The sequence below is a fragment of the Steroidobacter sp. genome, from assembly GCF_016790065.1.
Classification (GTDB): Bacteria; Pseudomonadota; Gammaproteobacteria; order Steroidobacterales; family Steroidobacteraceae; genus Steroidobacter.
Genome location: NZ_JAEUPY010000775.1, coordinates 1 through 7,099, shown reverse-complemented (window position 1 = coordinate 7,099; position 7,099 = coordinate 1). Strand labels below are relative to the sequence as shown.

The window sequence follows — 7,099 nt, the reverse complement described above, 5'->3', positions numbered from 1 at the left end:
CAAGTGTATGGCGCCGTCACCAATCTGCTCGACGAGAAGTACTACACCCCGGCCTTCGACTGGCTGGCTCTGGTGCAGAACGCGAATCCCGGCCGCACCTTTCGGCTCGGCATGAGCGTCAAGTTGTAGGCGAGTCCTCATGCGATTGTCGCCGCGCCCGTGGGCCATCATAGCTCTGTTGTGCCTGATGGCCACCGGGCGAGCCGCAACCGCAGAGCATTTACTCGAGGCCACACCGGTACATCCGGTGTCCAGCCTGCAGATGGGCAGCGATCCAGCGGAGCTACGCTTCCTGGATCGCTCGCTCGACGGCGTGCGGGTGTTGAGTCTCGGCGAAGTCTTGCACGGCTATAAAGAATCGCTCGAACTGCGTAACCGCCTGTTCCAGTTCCTGGTCGAGACACACGGCTTCACTGCGATCGCCGCCGAGACCGGATTCGTCGAAGGCACTGCGGTCGATGACTACATCATCGGAAAGGGCGAGCTGACCGAGCAATTGGTCAGGAACGTGTTTTCGTTCAACTCGTCCGCGGGTTGGCAGGAGAATCGCCGGCTGCTCGAATGGATGCGTGCTTACAACGCGCGCTCCACTACTAAACGTAAGCTGCGTTTCTACGGCATCGAGATGCTCGGGCATGTGAACTACGTGCGCGATGCCGATCGTGTTCACCTGCGCAAGGCCGCCGACTTCGCGTTGGACTATTTGCAACGGGTCGATCCGGTGTTGGCTGCGAGCTGGCGTGCTCGGTTTGAGCCGTTGTTGGCTGCGCTGGTGGCGAGTCGTTACGAAGCGTTGCCTTCGACTGATCGTGATGCCTTGACGTTGGCGACGGCGGATCTAGTCAGTTTGTTTGAGCGGCGTCATGTCGAGTGGCTGGCTTCGAGTTCTTCGGAGGCGTATCACCGTGCGCATCGAAGCGCCGTGAATGCACGCAATCTCGATGCTGATTTGCGTGCAACGGGCTGGTGGACGCCGACACCTCGCCGCAATGGGGATATTGCTCAACGAGACGCAGCTATGGCTCAGAGCGTTCTCTGGGCGCTGGATCGACAAGGAGCCGATGGAAAACTGATGGTGTTCTCCGCGAATGGACACGCGTCGCGTGACGCTGGGCGCGGTGAACCGGTTTGTTTGGAGGCGACGTCGTGTTCGCATGCTATGGGCAGTCATCTGCATCAGCAGTTGGGCCGTCAGATGCTGATCGTGGCGATGATAGATCGGCGCACGGCGGTACCGGATCGCCGGCTCGATGAGCTTTGGGCGAGTACACGTCCTGCGATGTTTGCCGTCGATTTTTCGGCCCTGACCACGTCTGGTCCGGCGCAGCAATGGTGGCAGAGTTTGACCTGGTACGAGGCCGATCTGCGTACGCGGCTGCCGTTGATACAGAACTTCGACGTGGCGTTCTTCTTCGATGGCCTGAGCAAGGCCACGCCACTGCACTAATCGTAAGCAGCCCGAAAGTATCCATGCGCTATTTCGTCGTAATCATGGCGATGCTGTCGACTCTGTGCGTCGAGGCCGCCGATCTGTCTCAAAGCGCGGCGGTCGACGCTTTAATCGCGGCTGAAGCGCCCTTTGGCACGCGGGGAAATCCGGGCTTCGTCGTCGGTGTGGCACGCCACGGCAAGGTGCTGTTAGCCAAAGGCTATGGCGATGCCGATCTCGAACACGACGTTCCGATCTCCGCGGACAGTGCCTTCTACGTGGCCAGCGTCTCCAAAGCATTCACCGGCTTTGCGATTGCCCTGCTAGTGCGCGAGGGCAAGGTCGACCTAGCAGCAGACATTCGTCGTTATCTGCGGTCGATGCCCGACTTCGGCGCTGTCATTACTGTACGCGATCTGGTCGAACATACCGGAGGGCTACGCGACTATGGCTTGCTGGCCAAGCTCACCCAACGCAGTAGAACTGATTGGTTGTGGCAAGAGCAGGCCGTCAATCTGATTCGCCACCAACGCAGTCTCATGTTTGAGCCCGGCAGCAAGGCGGTGTACTCGAACACCGGCTACTTATTGCTTGCCGAGATCGTGCGCAGCGCCAGCGGAAAATCGCTCCGTGAGTTCACGGCTGAGCGCATGTTCGCGCCGCTGGGAATGTCGAGAACAGTATTCGCTGACGACGCCACCGAAGTCATTCGCGGCCGAGTGCATGGCTACTCACGAACCGCCAACACCTGGCACACGTCGCTGTTGAACGCCGAGACAGTCGGCGGAACGGGTTTGGTGACCACCGTTGAAGACATGCTCACTTGGCTGAGGAACTACGGAGCGCCGAGAGTAGGCGACGCGAAGCTCATCGATATGATAGCCACGCCGGCTCGCCTTACCGTGGGCGGCAATAACTATAACTTCGGTGTCATTACCAAGCAGATCGCCGGCCATCAGGCCATCGTGCTGGGCGGCGAGGCGGAAGCATTTCGCGCAACTGGATTCTACTTCCCGGGCGACGACCTCGCAGTCACTGTGATGTCCAACAATCTAGGCGCGCTCACGGCGAAACAGCTGGCTGAGGAGGTTGCGAGTATTTATCTCGGGAGTCCGCGGCCTGTACGTGCACCAGCTCCGCCGCGGGACTCGAGATCTCGTCAGGCGCCGATATCCGCAGCCGTCGCGAACGAAATCACGGGCCAGTATCGGATCGACGAACTGGACACCACTTACACGTTGCAACTAGAGAAAGGCCAGCTCGTGGTGCGCAGTCTATGGTCGGTGGATGCGGAGGCGAAGCGTCAGTCGGAATGGTCGCTGTGGTCGCCGGTGGCGGTGACCCTGACTGCTGTCACGCGCGACCGCTTCGAGTCGAACAGCTTTGCCTTCGGTGTACTGCAGCCTCGACGTGACGAGCAGGGTCACGTGGTCAGTCTCGAGATTATCGAAGGCGCGCTGCAGGGCCTGCGCCTCGAGCGCGTGCGAGAAAATAAACAATGAGATCGAAGGCGCGCTGGGTGGTTCAGTGGAGCGCACTGGCGATCCTGTGCTGCTCGCCGTGGGTGGCGAGCGCACTTACGCTGCAGGAGTCGATACTCGCACATCAAACGTTGGGCCTGGGCTCGTCGGATCTAATCGCGTCGGCCAACGGCAACTATGTGGCTTGGATGGAAGACTCCAAGTTGTTGGTCGCCACGCCACCGAAGTTCGAACCCCGCGTGTTAATAACGGCTGACGCACAAACTCCGCTGGTCGCAGCGTATCCGTCCAGCGATGGTGTGAGCTTGTTCTACGTGCGAGGACGAACGACGCCCGCGTTCGCTTCGTACCCAGCAGAGGACTCGCGAACGCTGTGGCGGGTTCACGTGACCGGCGAGTCGTCGCAACTGTTGTTACGAGGCAGTGAGGTGCCCACTGAGGCGCCGATTTTCTCACCGGATGGCAAAGCGTTCGTCATCGCAGAAGGACCGATGCTCTATGAATATCGGCTCGATACCGAGCCGCTGCGCCGCCGCCCATTGCTACAGAACGATCCGCAACACTATTCGGCGTTGCGCCTCACGAATCTGTCCTATTCGCCCGACGGTCGTCAGCTTGCGTTCGTGAGCTGGAGAAAAGCAGGGCACAGCTACGTTGGCATTCATACGTTGGCCACCGGCGCATATCAGTACTTGGAGCCGGGAATATTTCGCGACGTCGTGCCGGCGTGGTCCAGCGATAGCACACAGCTGGCCTTTGTGAGAATGCCGGGCAATTGGACTCTAGAGCATCGCTTTTCGCCGCAGCGCTCGGCGGCTCCTTGGAGTCTGATGATCGCGGATGTCGTCTCCGGCAAAGTGCGAACGCGCTGGCGAGCGGATGAGGGCAGAGGCAGCGTTTTTGAGCCTTACGGCGAAAGCTTCACCATGATCGGTGCGCTCGAGAAGTCGCAGCTGCTGTGGACTCGCACTGATGAGATCTTGTTTCCGTGGGAAAAGACCGGTTGGTTGTCGACCTATGCCATCGATGCGACGAAAGGTGCGCCACGGTCGGTCGCGTCCGGCGACGGAGAGGTTTCGGTGCCGGTGATCGATGCCAGCGGCAAAAACTTGATCCATGCCGCGACTTGGAACGATCACGCTCGCTCGCACTTGTGGCGCTCGCCGATTTCCGGCGGCAAGCCGGAACAGTTGACGCGAGGTGCAGGCGTCGAGCACAGCCCAAGGATTCTGGCGAATGGCAACGTCGCTTACATCGGCAACACCCATGGGCGTATGCCCAATCGCCGGCTGGTAACAACGAACGCGAAACAGCCGGTCGTGCTCACGCCGCAGCCGGAGCAGCAGCATGAGTCGCTGTGGTCGCAGTTGCAGGACACGCAAGTGGTCGAGTTGGTCGCTGAGGATGGCGTGGTGTCACATCATCTGATCACAGTCCCATCGGGGCCGGCGCCGGCCGGCGGCTTTCCAGTCATCGTCGCGAGCAAAGGCGGACCGAGCAGCCGTGTCTCGCCGGGCAATGGCGTCAACACCGCGCTTGGCCAGCACGCAGTCAGTCGCGGTTTTATTTTCGTCGAGATCAATTACCGAGGCGGCACCGGGTTCGGATTGGACTATCGCGTGCCGCTAGCGGGCGGCGCGAGTGGCGCCAGCGAGGTGTTGGACTTGCGCGCGCTAGCGCTTTATTTGCGCAGTCGGCCGGATGTGGATGCCACGCGCATTGGCATCATGGGTGGCTCGTATGGTGGACACATCGTTGGTTTGGCGATGACTCAGTTGCCGCAGTACTTCGCGGCGGCTGCGCATCTAAGCGGTGTGTACGACTGGGTGCTCGAGTTACAGCTCGACGGCGAAGAAGGCGGCTGGGCGAGCGCGCCGCCGGATGCCATTCGTTTATCGGAGCGAACCCGGCTGCAGGAACTTGCGTATCTATCGTCGCCACCCTCGCGCATCTCTGCGTGGCGTGCTCCGACATTCATTTCGATGGGCGAGCTGGATAAGCAGGGTCACATGCAAGCCGTCATCGACCTGGGCTATCGCTTGCTCGAGCAAGGCACGCCGGTGGAATTTCATATCGCTCCCGAGGCCGGGCATCTAGGGCCTAGAGCGCGTCCGCCGGAGAAGGTCATGGAGTTCTTTAGTCGAACCTTGGGACAGCGGCACTGATGTTGCGCGCATTGATTTGCATGGCTGGCGTGTGGCTGATGCCAATGCTGGTTTGGGCTGACGCTGCCAACGCGCCGAAGCAGGTGGCAGTAGATGCATTGTTTGCGGACTATCAGCGGCCTGGGTCGCCGGGCCTGGCAGTCGGTATCTATCGCGATGGACGCACCGTGTATGCGCACGGCTATGGCTTAGCCGACTTGGAGAATCCCGTCGCGATCTCTGCGGACACAGTGTTCTACGCTGCCAGTGTTTCCAAACAATTCGTCGCGTTCGCCATCCTGCTACTGACTCGCGACGGCAAGATTGATTTGGATGCTGACATTCGCACCTATCTGCCTTACGTGCCGGACTTCGGCGACCGAATCACGGTGCGGCACTTGATCCATCACACCAGCGGGCTCCGCGATCAATGGAGCTTGTTCGAACTCGGCGGCATCCAGGATGGCAGTCGCACTCATCAACGGCAGGTGGTGAACATGGTGAAGCGCCAGCGGGCGCTCAACGCGCGGCCTGGCACTGAGTACAACTATTGCAACACTGGCTACACGTTGCTCGCTGAGATTGTGCACGCAGTCAGCGGCCGCACGTTGCGAGAGTTCACGACGGAACGAATCTTCACACCGCTACAAATGCGCAGTACGTTCTTCTATGACGATGCCAGCGAGCTCGTACCGCGGCGAGCGCGTTCCTATGAGAAGGATGCAGCGGGTCGCTGGCGAGCGAAGATATTGGCGGGCGACACCGTCGGCGGCACGGGGCTGTACATCACTGCCAATGACTTCGCCCGATGGGCTGCGAACTTCTCGCGCCCGGTGGTGGGTGACGCTGCATTGATCGAGCAGTTCATCGGCATGGGCAGCTTGGATGATGGCACGCCGCTCGACTATGGCTTCGCGCTGGAGAGGAAATCGGTCGCCGGGCATGCAGCCGTTTTGCACACCGGCGTGCATGGGGCTTTTCGCGGCGTGTTCGCTTACTTTCCCGCCGAGCAGCTGTCGGTAGCGATCTTGGCCAATACCGCTATCGAGACGATGCGGGCCTTGGAGCGCGTCGTAACGATCATGCTCGACGCGAAGAGTGTTGAGTCAGCGGCTGCGCCTGCGAAGACACAACCTCAGACACGCAGTAATGCTTCCGAACCAGAGCCGGTGCCCGCACCTGCCACAGTCAATCTGAGCGAGCTGGTGGGCGACTATCGCAGCAGCGAGTTGGACGCGACCTACACGCTCTCGGTGGAGAACGGCGAGCTCCTGGTCGACTCGATCTGGTTCGAACGCCGCTTCGTGTTGCGACCGACGATGCCGGATGGTTTTGCATCGGACTGGCCGTTGCAAACAGTCCGCATCGAACGAGATGCTGCCGGCAAGCCACGGGCTCTGTTGATTTCTACCGCTCGCGCCAAGAATGTGAGATTCGCTCGAAGCTGCGATGACGCGGGCGGCCCAGAGGTCAGTTCTCGGTCTTGCTCCACCGCACGATAGCTATCAACCCCACATCGTCGCCATTCTTCAGTGTCAGCGTCGCGCCGCTGGCTTCGGCGAGTTTGCGAGCGATGGTCAGGCCGAGGCCGGCGCCGCCGCTTTCGCGCGAGCGAGATGATTCCACTCGCACGAATGGCGCGAGGACTTTGTCGAGCATTTCGGGTGGCACGCCAGGGCCACGGTCGGCAATCTGCACGGCTACTTCAGTGCCGCTGCGGATCGAGGACACGAGTGCGCAACCGCCGTACTTGATGGCGTTATCGATCAGGATTGAAAACAGTCGCCGCGCCACTAACGGGCGTAGCTGTAGCACGGCGCCGCAGCCTTGTTGGAACTCGGCCTGAGCGCCGGCATCGGCGGCATCTTCGACCAAGCTTTCCAGCAGCGAGTCCAGGTCGAGCATGACGCGCGGCTCGGAAGTCTCGGCGCTGCGAGCCAGCTCCAAGCCTTCATCGATCAGCTCATTCATGGCGCTCAGGTCGCCGACCAAGCGATCACGCAAGGCTTCGTCGTCGATGCGCTCCAGACGTAGTCGAAGTCGCG

The 7,099-nt window shown here is 60.7% G+C and carries 5 protein-coding genes; 4 read left to right on the top strand and 1 reads right to left on the bottom strand.

Features of this window, described 5'->3' with window-relative positions:
- Nucleotides 1–139: 139 nt before the first annotated feature.
- Genes JNL55_RS31405 through JNL55_RS31390 form a run of 4 tightly spaced genes read left to right on the top strand, consistent with a single transcriptional unit; the run spans nt 140 to nt 6,556 of the window.
- A complete protein-coding gene (locus tag JNL55_RS31405; protein WP_293863902.1) occupies nt 140–1,447 on the top strand; it encodes an erythromycin esterase family protein in 1,308 nt (435 codons plus the stop codon).
- Between the two features lie 23 nt (nt 1,448–1,470).
- Nucleotides 1,471–2,931 carry a serine hydrolase domain-containing protein gene (locus JNL55_RS31400; RefSeq protein ID WP_293863898.1) on the top strand — a complete coding sequence of 487 codons (1,461 nt, stop codon included), beginning with the start codon at nt 1,471–1,473 and terminating at the stop codon, nt 2,929–2,931.
- Nucleotides 2,928–5,075 (top strand): S9 family peptidase, encoded by a 2,148-nt coding sequence (locus JNL55_RS31395; protein WP_293863895.1) that lies wholly within the window; start codon nt 2,928–2,930, stop codon nt 5,073–5,075. The genes JNL55_RS31400 and JNL55_RS31395 overlap by 4 nt, the downstream gene beginning before the upstream one ends.
- A gap of 44 nt (nt 5,076–5,119) precedes the next feature.
- Nucleotides 5,120–6,556 carry a serine hydrolase domain-containing protein gene (locus JNL55_RS31390; protein WP_293863892.1) on the top strand — a complete coding sequence of 479 codons (1,437 nt, stop codon included), beginning with the start codon at nt 5,120–5,122 and terminating at the stop codon, nt 6,554–6,556.
- Here JNL55_RS31390 and JNL55_RS31385 read toward each other — a convergent pair.
- A partial coding sequence (locus JNL55_RS31385; protein WP_293863889.1) for an ATP-binding protein occupies nt 6,525–7,099 on the bottom strand: 575 nt, incomplete at its 5' end. The genes JNL55_RS31390 and JNL55_RS31385 overlap by 32 nt on opposite strands.